Raw genomic sequence first — 20,382 nt, forward strand, 5'->3', positions numbered from 1 at the left:
TTCTGTTAGAGACAATAATGTCATTCGTAAGCTAGCCGCTTACATCATTCTTGGTATCAATGAAGATGGTAGAAAAGAAGTACTTTCCATTCAAATTGGTGAGAATGAAAGTAGTAAATACTGGCTTAGTGTTCTCAATGAACTCAAGAATAGAGGTGTAGTCGATATTCTTATACTTTGCGCAGATGGTCTCACTGGTATTAAAGAATCTATAGCAGTAGCATTTCCTAATACTGAATATCAGCGTTGTATTGTTCATCAGGTGAGGAACACATTGAAATACGTACCTGATAAGGATAAAAAGCAATTTGCTGCAGATTTGAAAACTATATATCATGCACCTTCTGAAGAAATAGGCTACGATCGCATGAAAAATGTTACTGAAAAGTGGCAGGAGCATTATCCAAATGCTATGAAGAGTTGGAGTACAAATTGGGATGTTATTAGCCCAATTTTTAAGTTCTCTGCTGATGTAAGAAAAGTTATTTATACCACAAACGCAATAGAAAGCCTAAACAGCACTTATCGTCGCTTAAATAGACAGCGAAGCGTATTCCCAAGTGACACAGCATTGCTTAAGGCTCTATACCTGGCTACTTTTGAAGCTACTAAAAAGTGGTCTCTTCCTCTAAGAAATTGGGGAAAAGTGTATGGAGAATTGTCCATCATGTATGAGGGAAGGCTCCAGTAACAAATAATAATAGCATGCCTAAAACGTCTTTCTTTAGGGGTGTTCTTGACATGCAACTAAATTGATACTATAGTAAAAAAGACATGAAAGCCTCTTATCGGCTATCATGTCCTATCAATAATTATCATAGAAAGCTATTTACAGAAAAACTTTCACACACTCGCATATGCCTCAAATTTCTTAGAAATTCCGTATCTATGAGGTGGAACAAGTCATTCTACAGGATTTGATTGCTCTGAATTTACTCAATACGTTTATTTGCATTTTGAAATTAAATCACTAAAAACTGGCAATGTAATAATAATATCACCAATTAATGGATCGGATTATATTACAGCAATAAGAGTAAAATAACTATATAACAGACTGTTACATAATTTATGAAAATCTCAAATAATAATAACGCCATGCATACAGATAGAAGAAATTTCTCTCTGTATGCATGGCGTTATTTATATTGAAGTAATAAATATTCGTTTTATGACAGCCACAAAATATAACTAATTTAAATAGGTACAATTATATGTTGATCACGCATTTATGACATTTTGTATATTGCCATCACAAGAATCGAATCATTTCAATTAGAAAGCTATTAAATAATAAAAAATGATTTGACTTCAGCTAATCTCATAAATTGGATCTTAAATTCTAAAACTTATGAAAATATAAGTATATTACATGTTTAAGTATCTTTATATCATCTTCACAGCATCTACATAATATCTACATATCTTCAAGATATACTTTCAAAGTAATGATAACTTAATTAAGAAATATTTTAATATGTAATTTATCATAAGCTATAAAAGTGCACGAGAGGTGGTGAAATCATGCTAAATTTTATTGAAGTAAATAATTTAATAAGAGAAGAACTTAATGAAGTGCAGTATATTTTAAAAGATATTGGTGATGACTTTAATAGTTCATCAAAAGAAATTTTTGATTTCTTTTTTAATACCCATGGAAAGTATCTTCGCCCAATACTTACAATACTTTCTGCAAAAGCCATAAAACCTAATATGACTACTGAACAGAGAGTACAGCTAATTAATCTGTGTGTAGCAATTGAGCTTATTCACAGTGCAAGCTTAGTGCATGACGATATAATCGATAATGATTTGCTCCGTCGTGGACAAAAAACATTGAATAGTGTGTACGGGAGAAAAATAGCAGTTTTGGCTGGAGACACATTGTTTGCAAAAGCATTTTCTATTTTATCTAGTATGCCAAGCAAAGAAAGCCAAGTAATAATGACACGAGTTGTTGAAAAAATGTGTATAGCAGAAATTGAACAAGCACATAATTGTGAAGTCTCTAAAGAAGATTATTTGAGGATAATAGAGGGAAAAACAGCGGTATTCATGAGTGCATGTTGTAAAATTGGAGCACTTGTGGTAAATGCAGAAAAACAACAAATTAGCTCATTAGAGCAATATGGCTTGAATCTAGGAATGGTATATCAAATAACAGATGATTGTATTGATGACGATTATAATTCTATCAAAAATAATATAACAATTGAGAAGTCTAAAGAGTTTGTTATACAGGCAGAAGAATGTATTAAATCATTAGAAGAATCTATATATAAGGATGGACTTGTAAGTTTTTTAAATTATGTTATTGATTCATATAATCCTAAAATAAAGAAAGCCTAATTAAAAAATTTTAATGCATGGGAGCGATTAAAAATGAAATTCTTTAAAAACAAATATTTTTCTATTGTATGGACCTTTTTACGTGTGTGGCTTGGAATACAATGGATAGTTCCAGCAATAGAAAAACTTAAAGATCCAACTTGGATTGGTAGCAAATCCGGTGTTGCAATAACAGGATTTTTAAAATCAGCAGTAGCAAAGTCAACTGGACAACATCCTTCTGTACAAGGATGGTATGCTTCTTTTGTACAAAATGTAGCTTTGCCTAACACAAAAGTTTTTACTTATTTAGTTCCTTTTGGTGAGCTTCTAGTAGGAATTAGTTTAATATTTGGTGCTGCTACTATCATAGGGTTGTTTGCAGGTGCTTTTATGAACTTAAATTATATGCTAGCAGGTACAACCAGTACTAATCCAATTCTTTATACTGTAGCTATAATATTAATTGTAGTAGGTGAAAATTCATATATAATTGGGCTGGATAGATTCATTGTACCATTTCTTAAACAAAAGTTTAAGAAGCGATTTGTCTAGGGTGAATAGAAATAATAACTATTAATTAACAAGCTGGGATTATTTTTATAAATTAATAAACAATTAGAGATAATTCGATTATGAGAGAGGAGTCAAACAAATAATGAGAAGTAAAACATTCAAGGGGTTAATATTAAGCTTATTTTTTATACTAATATTTTCCAATGTGACCTTTGCAGATGAGATGAATATGGGAAATGTAATTGAGAAAAATGTTAATGGAATTACTGTACAATTATCTTTCAAAAACGAAAAACCTAAAACTGGAAAAGACCAAATAATGATTACATTAAAAGATAGTAAAGGAAAAGAAATTGATAATGGAGAAGTTAATGTAATAGCTGAAATGCCGAATGATGATTCTATGAAAATGGATAGCAATGAGCCTATAAAGTTAAATCTTAAGAATAATGGCAGCGGACAATATATGAGTGACATTAAATTTACTAATAAAGGTCAGTGGACTGTTACGGCGGATATTACAATTGACGGAGTAAAGAATAGTGCTGATTTCAATGTCGACGTTATTAACGGTGGGCCAAATTGGTTTGTTATAGGTGGTTTTGTAGGAATAGTTGCAATAATAATCATAGTAGCCGTAGTAAAAAAGAATAAGGCTAAGTAGTAACGGAAAAGAGGTAGATTTATGGCAAATATAAATAAAACCACCACTGAAGAAGAAAAAACATTAACCGAACAAAACGGAAAGAACTTATTGGAAAATAAGCTGTTTGCTAAATTTGTTAAAAGTAAATGGTATCCAGGCATATTTCAAATATTTGTAGGAGCGGTGTTCACATTTATTGTGATTCAGTTGCTATTTGGTCCAGAAGAAGCACATGATAACTTTGGAACAGCAGGAACTTGGGTATTATGGTGGCCGATTCTACCGATTATGCTTTTTTTAACAGGAAGATTTTGGTGCACTATATGTCCATTTGGAGCATTAAGTGACCTAGTTCAAAAATTTGTAGGTAGCAAAAAGCCGGTTCCTAAATTCTTGAAAAAGTATGGAGTTTGGATTATTGATGCAATGTTTTTAGCAATTACTTGGAGTGATCACGTATTTGGTATTGTTGAAAATCCTAGAGGCTCAGGTACATTACTTTTATTAATAACATTAGGAGTGATATTTTCTGGAGCATTTTGGGAGCGTAGAACTTGGTGTAGATATCTTTGCTTCCTAGGAGGATTATCTTCAAACTATTCTAGAGCTGGTATATTACAACTTAGAGGAACCAAAGAAAAATGCTCAAAATGTACAGTGGCAGCTTGCTATAAAGGAACTGATAAGGCACCAGGGTGCCCAATGTTTGAATTTCCTAAGACGATGGAAAGCAATTCAAACTGTAATATATGCGGTAACTGCGTGAAAAATTGTCCTAATAACTCAATTAAAATATCATTTAGAAAACCTACCCAGGAATTATGGTTCATAAGAAAACCTCAACTAGAAGTTTCATTTTTAGCGGTTGTTATTATGGGAATTGTATTTGTTCAAAATGTTACTATGCTTAAAATATGGGATGGTATTTTATCATGGCTTGAAAATACAATTGGAACAACTAGTTATTATGTAACTTTCACTATAACCTTCATTATAGCTATGGCAATACCGGTTCTATTATTGGCTGGGACAGGCTTTATAGCTAAAAAATTTAATGGAGCCTCAATTAAAGAAAACTTTACAAAGTTTGGGTACGCTATAATACCTTTAGATTTAGCTGCGCACATAGCACATAACTTATTTCATCTATTAGCTGAAGGAAAATCTATTTGGTACACTTTTATAGGATTATTTGGAATTGAAGCGCATAATGCTTCAACTGCAATTCTAGATGATCCAACAATACAGGCTTTACAATTCTTATTAATAGCAATTGGAACATTAGGATCTATATATACTGTATATAGGATTGCTAAGAGCAATTTTAAAGAAAAGAAGACAAGTGTAACTATTGTATATACTATACTATTAATATTACTTGCAATAGCTAATATATTACTGTTTTCACTACCGATGGCTATGCGTATGTAGTTAGAAGGAGTAAAGATGGACAATAAAAGATTTAAGACATTGATTAGGGCTACAAGACCCTTCTCTATGACTGGTTCTGTAATTCCAGTCATACTAGGATCAATACTTGCGATTCAAGAATCTAAATTTTATTTCGGATATTTTGTTTTATCTGTAATTGGCATAGTTTTATTGCAAGCTTCAGTAAATTTACTTAGTGACTATGACGATTTCGTTAATAAAGTTGATACTAGAGAATCTTATGGTTCTAGCGGAGTAATTATTGAAGGACTCTTAACAGCAACTGAAGTGCGAAGAATAGGAATCACTTTTTTATTCTTAGGATGCCTTGATGGGTTAGTGTTAGCGTACAATAGAGGGAGTTTTATTGTTATTATTGGGATTATAGGAGCTATATTGGGTTATTTTTATACTGGAAAACCTTTGAATCTAAAATATAGAGGACTTGGCGCACCAGTAGTTTTTGTAAATTTTGGGCCACTAATGGTATTAGGGTCATATTACTTACAAGCTCAACAAATAACATTGAAGGCTTTTCTAGTATCAATTCCAATAGGATTGTTAACTACAGCAATTTTGCATGCAAATGATATTAGAGATATTAAGAATGATAAGAAAGCTGGTATTAAGACACTATCAATTATGGTTGGGAAAAAAAATGCGGATAGGATATATATTGGTTTAATAATGATTTCATACGTTTCTATTTGCATAATGAGCTTATATGGATTTATTTCATATTGGAGTTTTATTTGTTTAATTACCTTACCAGTTGCAGTTAAAAACATAAATAAATTAAGGGTATCAAATAATTCGGAAACAGCAATTCTACAGTTAGATAAAGAAACTGCTAAGTTGCAAGGTCAATTTGGAATTCTCCTAATTGTTTCGCTAGTTTTACCTCTTGTACTGATATAGAAAGGTGGAAAGCGTTTGGTAATGATTAACAGAAGTGATAAATTGGCCAGAATCTCATTAACTATTGTACCGGTATTATGGTATATAATATTTGTATTAAAGCCATTTAATTTTTGGATAGAAATGAGCATATCTATTTTATTTTTGGGTATTATTGCTGTAGCAGGAGATAGAGAGTTATTATCACTGAAAAAATTGACTCTTAAAAATATCTTAATAGGAGTGGGCTCAGCTGTATTATTATATTTTGTTTTCTATGTTGGTAATATTATTTCTGGATATTTATTTCCTTTTAAGGATGCACAAATAACTTCTGTTTATAGTAACAGAGCACAAGGAAGTTCACTATTGATTGGATTATTATTGCTATTTATTATAGGACCAGGAGAAGAAATATACTGGCGTGGTTTTATACAAAACACTCTTTCAAAAAAATTTGGAGAAAACAAGGGATATATATTGGCGACTTTACTGTATGCTGGTGTTCATATAATAACATTTAATTTCATGCTCGTTGTGGCAGCTCTAGTATGTGGAATGTTTTGGGGATGGATTTATAAAAAAGAAAGAAATCTTGCTACTATAATAATATCACATGCAGTTTGGGACTTTAGCATATTTGTTTTGTTTCCTTTAATGTAGAGAGAAAGAAGGTTAATTATGGCCGAAATTAAAACAGATGTTCAAGGTATATTTTCATCTATTGCAAAAAGATATGATTTGTTAAATTCCATATTAACTTTAAATATTGACAAGGTATGGAGAAAAAAAGCTATAAAACTAGGCAAAATAAAAAAAAATAACAAAGTGCTAGATTTGTGCTGTGGTACAGGTCGAATGATAGATTATGAATGCAAAGCTGTTGGGAAAAGTACTTCGGTTATAGGTATAGATTTTAGCCAAGAAATGCTTAATGTAGCAAAAAAAAGACTTGAATATTTATCAAAAGATTATAAGTTTGATCTAATTAAAGGAAGTATTTTAAAATTGCCTTTTGAAGATAATACTTTTGATTGCATAACCATTGCTTTTGGGCTCAGAAATATCAAGGATACAAACAAAGCATTATCAGAAATGTATAGAGTTTTAAAGCCAGATGGCAAAGCAATATGCTTAGAACTTTCAAAACCCAATATATCAATTCTAAACTTAATATATAACATATATTTTAATAATGTGTTACCAGTAATCGGGTATATAGGAACTGGGGATAAAAAAGCATACTACTACCTTAGAGACTCAGTAAATAATTTTATGACAAAAGATCAGCTTAAACAGCAGTTTCAAAATAATAAATTCAAAAGTAACGGTTATAAATCCTTAACTTTTGGAATTGCATCTATACACTATGGGATTAAATAAATTAAAGAGAAGTTTGATAATAAATCAAGCTTCTCTTTAATTACTATAAAAAGTTTACTCTGGCGATAAAAGGAGGTAGAAAGTGAGTTTTAAAACAATATTAAAGATTATGGATTTAAAGACTCTTGTAGCGGGATTTGTTCCCGTAGTTTTAGGATCTGTTTATTCGATGTATGCTTTTGGCAGATTTAATATTTTATATCTTATATTATTAATAGTTGCCATGATGCTTGTTCAGAGTGCTACTAATATGATTAATGACTACTTTGATTTTAAGAAAGGTGCAGATGAGAATAAGAGTGGAGATGAGAAAGCTCTAGTTAGCGGTGAAATTAGTTCAAAACAACTTGTGTTTGTAATTGTTTTGTATCAGCTCACGGCCTTCTTAATAGGGATGTTTATTGCTAGTGAAACAAGCTACTACATTTTACTGGTTGCTGTTTTAGGAGGAATAATTTCTATTTTGTATGCTTTTGGACCTTTACCTATTTCTTATACTCCAGTAGGTGAAGTTATTGCTGGCGTTACTATGGGAATTGGCATTACAACGACAGTAATTTATATTCAATCAGGCATATTTAATTTAAGAACTGTTTTAGTTGCGTTACCTACAGCATTATTTATAGGCACAATACTATTAACTAATAATTTAAGTGATATGAAAGAGGATATAGAAGCGGGGAGAAAAACGTTACCCATTTTAATAGGTTCCGAAAAAGCCAATAAGCTATGGGTTTTTAATGTAATAATGCTAATTATATTGACGATAGCTCTCGTATTTATGGATATCTATCCTGTTATCGTATTAGTTTGTACCATTTTAATATTTCCTTATAAAACAGTTTTTAGCTTTTTAGATTACGATAAAAATATCAATACAAAAGCTAGAAGTATGGGACTTATAGGCAAGGTAGGATTAAAATATCATTTATCTGTAGTCATTGGATTAGTAATTGCAATCATATTAATATATATTTAGAAGCTTATAAAGTATCATAAAGACTAATATTTAAGATATGAAGTATACTTTAAATTTTAACTCAGAATTTATTGAATTAGTTAGCAGACCTACACATAGCAGAAGTTTATATTTTATAAGCTTCTATTTTTTTACAAAGATTTATTTAGTTAATTACTTCCTTTCTACATAAAAACTACATAAGAACTACATAAGAACTACATAAGAACTTGATAACATATAACATATTATTTAACTATTCTTATTGAAATAGTTTTAATTATCCCCATCGTATAGGGGATAGGAAGAATATATTGAAAAGGAGATAAAAATGATAAAAGATTTTCTTATTATTGGAATTTTTCTAGTCGCAGCATTTGTATTTAGCATGATTGTTTTGCTAGTTGCTTCGGTTGTAAGACCTAAAAAGCCGAATAAAGAAAAACTTTCAACTTATGAATGTGGTGTAGAGACCACAGGCCCAACTTGGATAAGATTTAAGATAAGTTACTTTATGTATGCTCTGGTGTTTTTACTTTTTGATGTGGAAACAGTTTTTTTGCTACCATGGGCTATGAAATTTAAAGTACTTAACTTATTTGCTTTGGGAGAAATGTTTATTTTTATTGGAATTCTAATTATTGGGCTATTGTATGCGTGGAAAGAGGGGGCACTAGAGTGGAAATAATCTCAGAAAATAATAACTATGTACAAGAACAGATAGAAAAAAATATTATTTTCACTAAACTAGACGATGTTCTAAATTATTATCGTGCACATTCATTTTGGCCTCTCACATTTGGATTAGCCTGTTGCGCAATTGAAATGATGGCTGCTGGAGGAGCACGATATGATATTGCACGATTTGGGTATGAAGTTTTTCGTGCCTCACCGAGACAAGCGGATTTAATGATTGTAGCAGGAACTGTAACTGATAAAATGGCACCTATTGTGAAGAAAATTTATGATCAGATGCCAGAGCCAAAATGGGTAATTGCGATGGGAAGTTGTGCCACTAGTGGGGGACCTTTTGTAGATTCCTACAGCGTTACTCATGGTGTAGATACTATTTTACCTGTAGATGTTTATATTCCAGGATGTCCTCCACGTCCAGAAGCATTGCTTCATGGTCTTTTGACACTAAAAGAAAAAATTATTCATCCTAAGGAGGTTCGCAAAAATGGGCAAAGTTAGTGAAAAAGTAATCTTTGATTTAAAAAAAAGGTATAACCAAAATATTGAAATTAAACAAAATAGAGTCGTTTCTATTTATATAGACTCCTATATTCTTTTGGATGTAGTAAAAAGGTTAAAAATATTCGGGTTTGACTTTTTAGTAGATCTGACAGCTGTTGAAGAAGAAGATTTCAGTTGTATATATCATTTTATGTCATTAAATGATAATGAATTAATAATGGTTAAAGCAGAGCTTAATGATAAATTTGAAATTTACTCAATAAGTGAAGAGTGGCCATCAGCTGATGTTCAAGAAAGAGAAGTATATGATTTATTTGGAATCAAATTTATAGGACATCCAAATATGAAGAGAATATTATGCCCAGATAGTTTTATTGGACACCCATTAAGAAAAGATTTTAAGGCTCATGAACGAAGGTAGGGGGAGAAATTTTTATGACAGAACATAATGAAAATCTGCATACTGAAGAAATGACTTTAAATTTTGGGCCTCAGCATCCAAGTACTCATGGAGTATATAGAGCTATTTTTACTTTAGATGGAGAACAGATTGTTAATGTTGAGAATGTTATTGGTTATTTGCATAGAGGCATAGAAAAGTTAGCAGAATCTAGAACCTATACTCAGTTTATTCCTTATACTGATAGACTGGATTACTTATCTGGAATGCTAAATGAATTAGGATATGTTCAAACTGTGGAGAAACTTATGGAAGTTGAAGTTCCAGAAAGAGCTGAATATCTACGCATTATAATGGCTGAATTACAAAGAATAGCGAGTCATCAAGTTTTTTTAGGCAGTATGGCACTTGATCTTAATAGTCATACGTCATGGATGTATTTTTTTAGAGATAGAGAAAAAATTCTTGATTTATTCGAGATGGTTTGCGGTTCAAGAATGACAACAAATTATATGCGTATTGGTGGAGTTAGCAATGATTTACCAATTGAGTTTATTCCAAAGCTAAAAAGCTTTCTTGACGATATGAAAAGAAGTTTTATAGAATATGAACGCATTATTACAGGTAACGAAATATTTAAAGCAAGAACAAAAGATGTTGGAACTATTAGTAAGGAAAAAGCTTTGGCATATGGCTTGACAGGTCCAAATCTTAGAGCTTCAGGAGTAGATTTAGACTTAAGACGTGATGTACCCTATGGTTTTTATGATCGCTTTAAGTTCAAATCAATTATTGGAAGCAAAGGGGATTGCTATGAAAGATGGTTGGTGCGTATTGGTGAAATGGAGGAAAGCGTAAAGATTATAAAACAGGCATTAGATCAAATTCAAGATGGACCAGTGTTAGCTAAAGTTCCCAGGCTTATAAAACCACCAATAGGAGATATATATCATCAAATTGAGGGATCTAAGGGAGCACTAGGATTTTATCTAGTAAGTAACGGAACTGATAAACCCCATCGAATTCATATCCATGGACCGTCTTTTGTTAATATTGGGGCCTTCCCTGAAATCGCTAAAGGAGGCACTATACAGGACGCAGTTGCTATCTTAGCATCACTTGATCCTATATTAGGCGAGATAGACCGATAATGTGGAGGTAAGTATGGAAAATATATTTATAAAAATAACTAAATGGGTTGAAGGCTTAATTTCAATATTGGGACTTCCTAATATTTTTGTGAGCATCATTATAAGTGTGTTTTATTTTATTGCTATTGTAACATTTGTTTTATTAAATGCAATGTATCTTATATATTTAGAAAGAAAATTTTGTGGATTCTTGCAACAACGTCTAGGGCCAAACAGGTTTGGACCACGAGGGTTACTTCAAAGTTTAGCTGACGTTGTTAAGCTTTTAGGTAAAGAAGATATTATTCCAAAGAAAGCAGATAGAGCAGTTTTTTGTATTGCTTCTTTATTAGTTATGGTTCCTGCTTTACTTATCTATGCAGTTCTGCCTTTTGGCAAGGGGATGGTTGCAGTTAATTTAAATTTGGGCTTATTTTACTTTTTAGCTATTTCGGGAACATCATCTATACCTATTTTAATGGCAGGCTGGGGATCTAACAATAAATATTCTCTTCTAGGAGGAATGAGAGTGGTTTCTCAAATGATAAGTTATGAGATACCTCTGATTTTCTCATTATTAGGGGTGGTTATGATAAGCGGTTCTTTAAACCTAACAGAAATAATTAAAGCTCAACATAATGTTTGGTTTATTTTCTTACAGCCTGTGGCATTTATAACGTACCTGATAGCGGCAACAGCAGAATTAAATAGAGGACCTTTTGATTTACCTGAAGGTGAACAGGAAATAGTTGCTGGACCATTCACCGAATATAGTGGAATGAGGTATGCGCTCTTTTATCTTGCTGAATATACCAACATGTTTGCTATTTCAGCGCTTACTGTAACATTATTTTTAGGAGGCCCTAGCGGACCATTTTTACCTTCTTGGTTTTGGTTCATATTGAAGACTTATGTAATAGTATTAATCTTTATGGTTGTCAGATGGACTTTCCCTAGATTCAGATTAGATCATATGATGTCTTTAAATTGGAAATATCTAATCCCAATTTCTTTGACTAATATTTTAGTAACAGGGTTAGGTATTAAGATTTTTCAATTAATTAAGGGGTGAATAAAATGTTTGGAAAAGGATTGATTAATGGACTTAGGGTTACTTTAGGACATCTATTTGAAAAAAATATTACAGAGCAATATCCGGAACAACATCCCAAGTTGCCACCACGATCCCGCTGTTCTTTTGAATTGGATTCAGAAAAATGTACTGCTTGTGGGATATGTGTTTTAAGCTGTCCTAATAGAGTTATTAAAATTGAAAGCCAGAAGAATGAAAATAATAGAAAGAAGTTAACTACTTATCAAATGGAATTAGAGTATTGTCTTTTTTGCGGTCTTTGCATTGAAAGTTGTCCAAGTAAGGCATTAAAGAATACTTTAGATTTCGAATTAAGTGTCTATAGAAAAGCTGATACTAAATTAACACTATTTAAAAGCAAGGAGGACTTGATATGATTCCATCCTATATATTTTGGCCTATTGCATTTATAATTTTAGCCTGTGCTATAGGCGTTGTACGCTCAAAAAATATAGTGCATAGTGCGTTACTATTAATCTTAACCTTTATAGGCGTAGCCGTAGTATTTATATTACTTGAAGCTGATTTTTTAGCTTTGGCACAGGTTTTGATTTATGCCGGTGCAATTTCTATTTTGATAGTATTTGCAATAATGCTTACCAGAAGAAATGATATGAAAAACAGTAATCCTTTTAATAAATATAGAATTGTAAGTATAATGCTGTGCTCAGGATTTTTTGCATTAATTGCGCGCTTAATATTAGTTAGTAATTTTAACTATAAGAGCATGGAAATAAAAAATACTATTAGTTCCATAGCAGATGAATTTTTTATTAATCACATGATTGCTTTTGAGGGTTCTGCAATACTTTTATTAATTGCTATGGTAGGAGCTATTGTATTAGCTAAAGGAGTGAAAAATTAATGATTGGATTAGAAGGTTACTTATTGTTAGCTGCAGCTTTATTTTGTATTGGTTTATACGGCGTTTTTGTAAAACGAAATGTAATCAGTGTATTAATGTCAGTGGAACTTATGATGAATGCTGTGAATATTAACCTAGTGGCTTTTAATAGATTTTTGTCACCAGCAAAGGTTACAGGACATATTTTTGCTATTTTTATTATTGTAGTTGCAGCAGCTGAAATAGCCGTGGGTTTAGCTATTATTTTGAATATTTATCGAAGCCGAACTACAACTAATGTTGAAGACTTTAATATTTTAAAATGGTAGGTGGTATGATGAAATTTATATATTTAGCTTGGTTAATCCCTATATTTCCAGTAGTAGGATTTTTGCTTATAGTTTTTATTACAAAAGTTTTTAAGAAAATTAGTGCATTAATTGCTATGGGGGGAATGGCTCTTTCTTTTATATTTTCATTAGGTGTTTTCTATGATGTTATTATTTCTAAAGTAAGTATTAAAGAACCTATTGAATATGCTGTATCTTGGCTTTCGGTTCCAATAAAAATTGAAGCCGGAGTACTTGTTGATCCTCTAACGGCAGTTATGCTACTAATTGTTACATTTATAGGGTTATTGGTTGAAGTGTACTCTTTAGGGTATATGGCAAAGGATCTGGGATTTTCAAGATTTTTTGCTAATCTATCATTGTTTACTAGCTCAATGTTAGGCTTAGTAATTTCAAATAACTATTTTCAGATGTTCTTTTTTTGGGAGCTAGTTGGATTATGTTCTTATCTACTTATTGGTTTCTATTATGAAAAACATTCAGCTGTAAAAGCCAATAAGAAAGCATTCATTGCCAATAGAATAGGAGATTTCGGATTTTTATTAGGGGTGATTTGCCTTTTTGTAATTTTTGGAACTTTCAATTTTAAACAACTTGCAGTCAGTATTCCTACTTATCAAAATGCTATATTATTGGCTATTGTAGCCCTACTAATTTTTGCAGGGCCAGTAGCAAAATCAGCTCAATTTCCTTTACATGTTTGGCTTCCTGATGCTATGGAAGGACCAACTCCAGCAAGTGCTTTGATTCATGCAGCCACTATGGTTGCAGCAGGGGTATATCTTTTGGCACGAGGATATATATTATTTTTTTCATTAAATCAGGTAAGTTTAGTGATTGCCTACATTGGTGGAATAACTGCTTTTATGGCTGCAACTATAGCTTTGGTTCAGCAAGATTTGAAAAGAATACTGGCTTTTTCTACTATGAGTCAGTTAGGCTATATGATAATGGCAATGGGTGTCGGAGGATTTACTGCTGGAGTATTCCATCTCACTAGTCATGCGTTTTTTAAGGCACTATTATTTTTAGGCGCCGGCAGTATTATTCATGCTATTGGTGAGCAGGATATTTTTAAAATGGGCGGACTATTTAAAAAAATGAAGGTTACCAGCATTACATTTATTATAGCTTCTTTATCTTTAGCTGGAATACCACCTTTATCAGGTTTTTTTAGTAAAGATGAAATTTTGGCTATAACATATAAAAATGGATATAGGTTTTTATATTATTTAGGTTTATTCACTGCATTTTTAACAGCATTTTATATGGCTCGTTTAGTTTTTGTGGTTTTCTTTGGTGAAGAAAAACAAAAGCATTCTGTGCATAAAAATCCTTGGACTATGACTTTACCTTTAATAGTTTTATCAACATTTGCAATACTTTATGGATTCCTAAATAAGGCTTTTGCTTCACTAATATATTTTCAGTCAAGACATAGTTTGGAGCCAAACATTATTATTATGGCCGAATCTGTAACAGTAGCTTTGATAGGAATCATTTTAGGATGGCTTATTTATGGTAAGAAGGTCGTGTCAAGTGAAGCTATTAATGGAAAATTTAATTTTATCTACAAGCTTCTTTTAAATCAATATTATTTAAATGAGCTTTATAGTTGGTTATATAATAATATAATTCTTACTGTTTCTTGTTTTTTCAATTGGTGTGATAGAAATATAGTAGATGTAATTTTTGATAAAGCTACTGTTGCAATAAAAAGAATGGGATCTAAACTTAGGATTATTCATTCAGGAAGCTTACAAAGCTATGCATTCATCTATTTTATAGCAATTGTTTTCATAATTCTTTGGTTAGAAGTGCCGATTTTAGGAGGAATGTAGATGCAATTTCCGATATTAACGTCAATATTAGTAGCCCCAATTGTGGGGATTATTATAATACTTTTTTTAAATGACACAAAGCATAATAAAATAAAAGTAACTGCATCAGTTACAACTTTTATTTCATTGTTGCTATCGATTATAGCTTTTATTACTTATGATAAGAGTATAGGTGGGCTTCAGTTTAAGGAAACTTACTCTTGGATTCCTGCTTTAGGAATCAATTATTCCGTGGGAGTAGATGGATTAAGCTTGCCTATGATACTTCTTACATCCATTGTCATCTTTGCAGGTGTCTTTGCATCATGGAAGATGGAGCATAGAATTAAGGAGTTCTTCATATTTTTGCTTTTATTAGTTATAGGCGTTTTTGGTGTATTTATTTCAAGAGATTTATTTTTCTTTTTTCTATTCTTTGAGATAGCTGTTATCCCTATGTATATTTTAATTGGAGTGTGGGGAAGCACGCGAAAAGATTATGCAGCTATGAAGCTAACTTTATATTTATTAATAGGTAGTTCCATTGTGTTAATTGGAATTATTTCTACCTTTATTTATGCCAATAAATTAGGAGTAAGAACTTTTGATATTCAATTGCTTAGTGAAATTAAATATAGTTATGACTTTCAGAGATTCGCTTTTTTCTTAATGCTAATAGGATTTGGCGTCTTGGTACCTATGTGGCCTTTTCACACATGGTCACCTGATGGACACGTAGCTGCACCGACAGCTGTAAGTATGCTACATGCGGGAGTTTTAATGAAATTGGGAGGATATGGAATTATACGCGTAGGAGTATTCCTTTTTCCAGAGGGTGCCAAATATTGGATTCCACTAATGGCAATACTTTCTGTTGCTAATGTAATTTATGGAGCAATGGTAGCCATGGTTCAAAAGGATCTAAAATTTGTTATAGGTTATTCTAGTGTAAGTCACATGGGGTACGTACTTTTAGGAATTGCTACATTAAACTCACAAGGAATTGATGGGGCAGTTGCTCAAATGTTTGCCCATGGTATTATGACAGCATTATTCTTTACCTTAATAGGCAATATCTATCATAAAGCTCATACTAGAGAAATTTCAAGGTTTGGTGGATTGATCTACCAGATGCCAAGAGTAGCAATTGGGTTTATAATTGCTAGTTTCGCATCTTTAGGTCTGCCAGGATTAAGTAATTTTGTCGCAGAATTTCTTATATTCTTAGGCTCCTTTAGTAAATCAACAAAACTATTTTCAATTATACCTTTTAAAATGATTTCTATTTTGGCTATTTTAGGTATTGTTATAACTGCCATTTATATTTTAAAGGTTATTCAAGATACTTTTTTTGGCCCAAGGAAAAAAGAATGGGATTACTTAGAAGATGCAAAAGGAATAGAAATGATTCCTATTGTGATGCTATCTTCTGTATTAATATTCTTTGGAATATTTCCAGCACCACTTATCGACATTGTCCAGATTGGGGTAATTCCATTGATTAATAGGTTATCAGAAACAGTACTAATGAGGGGGGGATTTTAATGGATAAGTATGTAATAGAGATTTTGACTGCAGTTTTATTCCTTATTCTCTTATTAATAAATTTATTGTTTCCTAAATTTAAAGAAAAACTGAGCTCTTTTACTGCAATAGGTCTTTTGATAATTTTAGTTATATCATTATTTGTTGGAAGTAATGAACAGGCTTCTTTTGGAGGGGCTTACATTCTTGATTCTTTTAGTATTTTTTTTAAGCAGTTATTTTTAATTGCTGCAATTTTAATAGTGGTATTGTCAAAGAATCAATTAATTTATAAAAAAGGGGAGTTTTATGCCTTAATTATTTCTGCACTTTTAGGAATGATGATTATGGTATCCTCTGGTGAGTTAATTACTATTTATATTGGATTAGAATTAATGACTATTTCTTTTTGTATTTTAATTGCTTTCGATGATAATGAAAAGTCAAAAGAGGCAAGTCTAAAATATATTATTTTAGGAGCAATTTCTTCAGCAGTATTTTTGTACGGTTTAAGTTTAATTTATGGTGTAACACAGACTACAATTATAAAAGAAATTGGAGAAGTGTTATCAAGAGGTCAGGTTACACCATTAGAAATACTAGGAATAATATTCTTGATAGCAGGTTTTGCGTTTAAAATTGCTATAGTTCCTTTTCATATGTGGGCTCCGGATATTTATGAAGGGGCACCTACTTCAATTACTGCGTTTTTGGCAGTTGCATCAAAAACAGCTGGTTTGGCCGTATTTCTTAGACTATTTATGAACGGACTTTCATCTGTTTCTAATTATTGGATTGAACTTGTCATAGTATTAAGCATAATAACCTTGCTATTAGGAAACCTAGTAGCAATCCCTCAGACTAATATAAAAAGAATGTTAGCTTATTCGAGTATTGCACAAGCGGGATATTTTTTGCTGGGAATTATTGCTGATTCAAATATTGGCGTGGCAGCAATTTTGCTTTATAGTGTGTTTTATCTTTTCGCTAATATAGGAGTTTTTGGAGTTGTAATTGTTGTTTCAAAATCAACAAATAGTACTGAAATAAAGGATTATGCTCATTTATCTGGAAAATCTCCTTTTCTAGCAGCAGTAATGCTGATTTGTTTACTTTCTCTTGCAGGAATTCCGCCTTTGGCAGGATTTGTAGGTAAGTTTTATTTATTCTTATCAATAATAGAAAAAGGGCAATTGTGGTTAGCCTTTTTTAGTATTGGTATGAGTGTAGTTTCAGTATATTATTATCTTAAAGTTGTTAAGGTTATGTACTTCGAAGAGGAAACTAAAAGCTTGCAATCAATTAAGGTATCTGTAAGTACAAAATTAGCATTATCAGTATCTGTAATAGTGCTTGTTATATTTGGAATCTATCCAACTCAATTAATAAATTTAGTATTGGCGATTTCAAAAAGCTTTTTCTAGTAATATAAATTTGAGGCACCCCAGACTTATAGTGTCTCAAATTTATTAAAGAATAAAATTAAGCATTTTCACATGAAATTCATAAGTTTATGTTAAATTATATATATACAATAATATTAAATTAATATAAAGGTATGTGAGGTCAAGCTATGAATAATATTCTAATTATCGAAGATGAAGTAAATGTATTGGATATATTAAAAGCTTATTTAGAAAAAGCAGGATATAACGTATGCGGTACTACAAGAGGTCTAAAAGGAATTAAATTATTTAAATCAATGGATTTTAAATTAATAATCCTTGATTTAATGTTACCTGATATAAGTGGAGAACAAGTCTGTAAAATAATAAGAGAAACATCAAAAGTACATATCTTTATGCTTACTGCTAAAAGTAGCTTAAGTGATAAAATTGGAGGTTTAGAGATAGGTGCAGATGAATATTTGGTTAAACCGTTCAGTCCAAGAGAACTAACTGCAAGAGTAAATGCTTTATTTAGAAGAATTGGTACTGATGATGTTAAAGATGAATTATGTTTCAATGATGGGAATTTATTAGTAGATTATGAAAAAAGAGTAGTAAAATTTAAAGGAGAAGAAGTATCATTGACTCCAAATGAATTTGATATTTTATACGCACTTATCATTAATAAAGGGAAAGTTTTATCTAGAGAGCAACTAATAAATAAAATTGGCGGAATTGATTTTGATGGATATGATAGAACAATCGATGTACACATAAAAAATATTCGTAAGAAAATCGAAGAAGATACTAGAAAACCTAAATATATAATAACTGTTGTGAAAGTAGGCTATAAATTCGGTGGTGACAATTATTGAAAAGTATTAGGAGAAAATTAAGTGTTTTATTTCTTGTATGTTCTCTTGCATCAATTTTATTAATAACTCTGTTTGTTAATTTTACTATAAATAAAAAGTTTGATGATTATATGCTAGATAGCCAAAATAAAAGATATGCGAATATAGTATCGTATTTTCAAGAAATATATAAGAGAGATGGAAAATGGGAGAATGAATCTGGAATTGAGTTGACAAAAGAAGCTTATATGGGAAATTATTGCTTAACACTTCTTGATAGCAATAAAAAGACTATATGGGGTATGAATGCTAATGACATTAAGAATAATATTCATTATAGTAATATGTTAATAAAGAATACGGGTGTTTATACATCTAAAAGATTTCAAATTGAAGTTAGCAATAGAATAGTTGGCTATGTAGATATAGGCCAATATTCACCAGTTTTGGTATCAGATGAGGATGTTAATTTTAAACTTTCAATAAATCAGAGCATTGTTATTAGTGCAATATTAACGCTTATAATAATAGTGGCTATAAGTCTTTATTTTTCAAAGCAATTTTCCACTCCTATTTCTGAAGTTTCAAATATGTCTGTTAATCTGTCAAAAGGTAATTTTGATACTAAATCAGTTACAAAAAGTAATATTAAGGAATTGGAAAACTTGAGAAGCAGTGTAAATATATTAGCCAATAAACTAAAACATCAAGACATGCTTAGAAAGAGGTTAGTATCAGATATATCTCATGAGATTAGGACTCCACTGAATGTTTTACAAAATAATTTAGAAGCTATGATTGATGGAGTTTTCCCAGTTAATGAAGAAAGGCTAAGATATTTAAATGATGAAGTAATCAGATTTGGTAAACTGCTAAATAATTTAGAAATATTAAAACAGTTTGAATCTGAAGGCATAAAGGTTAATTTTGAAACAGTAGATATATATCAACAATTAAAAATTGTTTGCCAAGACTTCTATATGAAGGCTAAAAACGAAAAAATTGACCTTGAATATACTGCCCAAAAAAATCAAGATTATCACGTAATTGGAGATAAAGATAAATTAAAACAAGTATTTATAAATATAATATCAAATGCTATTAAATTTACAAAGGTTCAAGGAAAAGTAAATGTTAATATATATACAAATAATAAAAATATTATAGTAGAAATTTGTGACAACGGAGTTGGAATAAAGGAAGAGGATCTACCTTATATATTTGAAAGACTATATAGAGGTGATAAGAGTAGACATGCAATTGAAGGCAGTGGTATAGGTTTAACAATTGTTAAAAATATTTTAGATATTCATTTTGCAAACATAGAAGTAGATAGTAAAGAAAACGAGGGAACTAAATTTACTATATATTTTGATAAAGTTATTAATACTTAAGAAGATGTAAGAACCTAATTTTTAGTTATTAGGTTCTTGTTTTGTATAAATATTTAAGAATGCATGAATATATAATCTTCATATTGAATTTCATTAATTTTTTTTATTTATCGATAGCTTTTTCATGAAGAAGATCTTTCCTATATCATGAAGTAATGTAATAATTTCTAAAGAATTAAGTATATTCTCATTTAGTTTTATTTGTTTCTTCATATTTACTTCATAACAG

22 protein-coding genes and 1 pseudogene are annotated in these 20,382 nt (G+C 30.9%); all 23 read left to right on the forward strand.

The genetic code is table 11. The features are described from left to right. The coding region (locus IAI10_RS18375; protein WP_315674768.1) for an IS256 family transposase at positions 1–691 on the forward strand (691 nt) is incomplete at its 5' end. A gap of 159 nt (positions 692–850) precedes the next feature. Continuing rightward, positions 851–1,045 (forward strand): annotated as a pseudogene (locus IAI10_RS24700) (hypothetical protein); the annotation flags it as partial. 479 nt (positions 1,046–1,524) lie between these two features. Beyond that, positions 1,525–2,349 (forward strand): polyprenyl synthetase family protein, encoded by an 825-nt coding sequence (locus tag IAI10_RS18380; RefSeq protein ID WP_315674769.1) that lies wholly within the window; start codon positions 1,525–1,527, stop codon positions 2,347–2,349. Positions 2,350–2,382: 33 nt separating this feature from the next. After that, on the forward strand, positions 2,383–2,883 hold the full coding sequence (locus tag IAI10_RS18385; protein WP_315674770.1) for a DoxX family membrane protein: 501 nt from the start codon (positions 2,383–2,385) through the stop codon (positions 2,881–2,883). Between the two features lie 103 nt (positions 2,884–2,986). Beyond that, positions 2,987–3,508 carry a FixH family protein gene (locus tag IAI10_RS18390; RefSeq protein ID WP_315674771.1) on the forward strand — a complete coding sequence of 174 codons (522 nt, stop codon included), beginning with the start codon at positions 2,987–2,989 and terminating at the stop codon, positions 3,506–3,508. A 21-nt stretch (positions 3,509–3,529) separates the two neighbouring features. Next, entirely contained in the window at positions 3,530–4,921 is a 1,392-nt protein-coding gene (locus IAI10_RS18395; RefSeq protein WP_315674772.1) for a 4Fe-4S binding protein, read from the forward strand. 15 nt (positions 4,922–4,936) lie between these two features. Beyond that, positions 4,937–5,839, forward strand: coding sequence for a 1,4-dihydroxy-2-naphthoate octaprenyltransferase (menA, locus tag IAI10_RS18400; RefSeq protein ID WP_315674773.1), 903 nt, complete (start codon positions 4,937–4,939; stop codon positions 5,837–5,839). A 21-nt stretch (positions 5,840–5,860) separates the two neighbouring features. Beyond that, the gene (locus IAI10_RS18405; protein ID WP_315674839.1) at positions 5,861–6,481 is read left to right on the forward strand and encodes a type II CAAX endopeptidase family protein; all 621 of its coding nucleotides are present in this window, start codon (positions 5,861–5,863) and stop codon (positions 6,479–6,481) included. 18 nt (positions 6,482–6,499) lie between these two features. Then, positions 6,500–7,201 (forward strand): bifunctional demethylmenaquinone methyltransferase/2-methoxy-6-polyprenyl-1,4-benzoquinol methylase UbiE, encoded by a 702-nt coding sequence (gene ubiE / locus IAI10_RS18410; protein ID WP_315674774.1) that lies wholly within the window; start codon positions 6,500–6,502, stop codon positions 7,199–7,201. A gap of 82 nt (positions 7,202–7,283) precedes the next feature. Further along, the gene (locus IAI10_RS18415; protein WP_315674775.1) at positions 7,284–8,180 is read left to right on the forward strand and encodes a UbiA family prenyltransferase; all 897 of its coding nucleotides are present in this window, start codon (positions 7,284–7,286) and stop codon (positions 8,178–8,180) included. 310 nt (positions 8,181–8,490) lie between these two features. After that, positions 8,491–8,847, forward strand: coding sequence for an NADH-quinone oxidoreductase subunit A (locus IAI10_RS18420; RefSeq protein ID WP_315674776.1), 357 nt, complete (start codon positions 8,491–8,493; stop codon positions 8,845–8,847). Next, positions 8,838–9,353: an NADH-quinone oxidoreductase subunit B family protein gene (locus IAI10_RS18425; protein WP_315674840.1), complete on the forward strand. Its 516-nt coding sequence runs from the start codon at positions 8,838–8,840 to the stop codon at positions 9,351–9,353. The genes IAI10_RS18420 and IAI10_RS18425 overlap by 10 nt, the downstream gene beginning before the upstream one ends. Continuing rightward, positions 9,340–9,777, forward strand: a complete 438-nt coding sequence (locus tag IAI10_RS18430) for an NADH-quinone oxidoreductase subunit C (protein ID WP_315674777.1) — start codon at positions 9,340–9,342, stop codon at positions 9,775–9,777. Before IAI10_RS18425 ends, IAI10_RS18430 begins: the two co-directional genes overlap by 14 nt. A 14-nt stretch (positions 9,778–9,791) precedes the next feature. Continuing rightward, complete coding sequence (locus IAI10_RS18435; RefSeq protein ID WP_315674778.1) at positions 9,792–10,907, forward strand: NADH-quinone oxidoreductase subunit D; 1,116 nt, start codon at positions 9,792–9,794, stop codon at positions 10,905–10,907. A gap of 13 nt (positions 10,908–10,920) precedes the next feature. Beyond that, positions 10,921–11,958: an NADH-quinone oxidoreductase subunit NuoH gene (gene nuoH / locus IAI10_RS18440; protein ID WP_315674779.1), complete on the forward strand. Its 1,038-nt coding sequence runs from the start codon at positions 10,921–10,923 to the stop codon at positions 11,956–11,958. 5 nt (positions 11,959–11,963) lie between these two features. Continuing rightward, positions 11,964–12,356: an NADH-quinone oxidoreductase subunit I gene (locus tag IAI10_RS18445; protein WP_315674780.1), complete on the forward strand. Its 393-nt coding sequence runs from the start codon at positions 11,964–11,966 to the stop codon at positions 12,354–12,356. Next, positions 12,353–12,844 carry an NADH-quinone oxidoreductase subunit J gene (locus IAI10_RS18450; protein WP_315674781.1) on the forward strand — a complete coding sequence of 164 codons (492 nt, stop codon included), beginning with the start codon at positions 12,353–12,355 and terminating at the stop codon, positions 12,842–12,844. Before IAI10_RS18445 ends, IAI10_RS18450 begins: the two co-directional genes overlap by 4 nt. Then, positions 12,844–13,152: an NADH-quinone oxidoreductase subunit NuoK gene (nuoK, locus tag IAI10_RS18455; RefSeq protein WP_315674782.1), complete on the forward strand. Its 309-nt coding sequence runs from the start codon at positions 12,844–12,846 to the stop codon at positions 13,150–13,152. The genes IAI10_RS18450 and nuoK overlap by 1 nt, the downstream gene beginning before the upstream one ends. Before the next feature lie 8 nt (positions 13,153–13,160). Then, on the forward strand, positions 13,161–15,014 hold the full coding sequence (nuoL, locus tag IAI10_RS18460; RefSeq protein WP_315674783.1) for an NADH-quinone oxidoreductase subunit L: 1,854 nt from the start codon (positions 13,161–13,163) through the stop codon (positions 15,012–15,014). After that, positions 15,015–16,538, forward strand: coding sequence for an NADH-quinone oxidoreductase subunit M (locus IAI10_RS18465; protein ID WP_315674784.1), 1,524 nt, complete (start codon positions 15,015–15,017; stop codon positions 16,536–16,538). Beyond that, a complete protein-coding gene (locus IAI10_RS18470; RefSeq protein WP_315674785.1) occupies positions 16,538–17,941 on the forward strand; it encodes an NADH-quinone oxidoreductase subunit N in 1,404 nt (467 codons plus the stop codon). The genes IAI10_RS18465 and IAI10_RS18470 overlap by 1 nt, the downstream gene beginning before the upstream one ends. Positions 17,942–18,090: 149 nt before the next feature. After that, on the forward strand, positions 18,091–18,780 hold the full coding sequence (locus IAI10_RS18475) for a response regulator transcription factor (protein WP_315674786.1): 690 nt from the start codon (positions 18,091–18,093) through the stop codon (positions 18,778–18,780). Further along, positions 18,777–20,153 carry a HAMP domain-containing sensor histidine kinase gene (locus IAI10_RS18480; protein WP_315674787.1) on the forward strand — a complete coding sequence of 459 codons (1,377 nt, stop codon included), beginning with the start codon at positions 18,777–18,779 and terminating at the stop codon, positions 20,151–20,153. The genes IAI10_RS18475 and IAI10_RS18480 overlap by 4 nt, the downstream gene beginning before the upstream one ends. Positions 20,154–20,382 lie beyond the last annotated feature (229 nt).

Origin of the sequence: Clostridium sp. 19966, from assembly GCF_032335695.1 — a bacterium.
Classification (GTDB): Bacteria; Bacillota; Clostridia; order Clostridiales; family Clostridiaceae; genus JACTOJ01.